We start from the raw sequence: 403 nt of genomic DNA, 5'->3' as shown, positions 1-403 counted from the left end.
ACGAGCGCGTCGTAGGCGTCCGCGTCGAGGCCGTCGGCCATTCGTTTCGGAACTCAACAAGCAGCCGAAACAAAACTGTTCCGGATACCGAGCTTCAGAGAGTCGTTCGGTCCACTCAGTCGTAAGCTCCGCGCTAGTCGCCCGGGGAGCCCGACCCGCTGTTTCGTCTCACGCTCGGTAGCCGAAACGCCGCTCGCCGGTCACCCGGAGGGACTCACGCCCCAGGCGACGTGGTCCCACAGCCGCTCGTAGCCGTAGTAAGTGAGCGTCTTTACGGCGTTCGTCACGAAGCCGATGCTCGCCGCCTGACCGACGTCGCCGACGACGAGCCACGCGACCGCGACCGTGATCGTCACCATCAGCGCCCGGTAGCACAGCGTCTTGACCACCGCGCGGCGACGGG

1 protein-coding gene is annotated in these 403 nt (G+C 66.0%); it reads right to left on the bottom strand.

The features are described 5' to 3' along the window. Positions 1-200 precede the first annotated feature (200 nt). On the bottom strand, positions 201-403 hold a 203-nt coding region (locus tag EXE42_RS17165; RefSeq protein ID WP_137707081.1), incomplete at its 5' end, for a DUF2061 domain-containing protein.

The sequence above is a fragment of the Halorubrum sp. SP3 genome (assembly GCF_005435195.1).
In the GTDB taxonomy this organism is placed as follows: domain Archaea; phylum Halobacteriota; class Halobacteria; order Halobacteriales; family Haloferacaceae; genus Halorubrum; species Halorubrum sodomense.
Note: the sequence above shows the minus strand (reverse complement) of the source record. Positions and strands in the feature narration are given on the sequence as shown.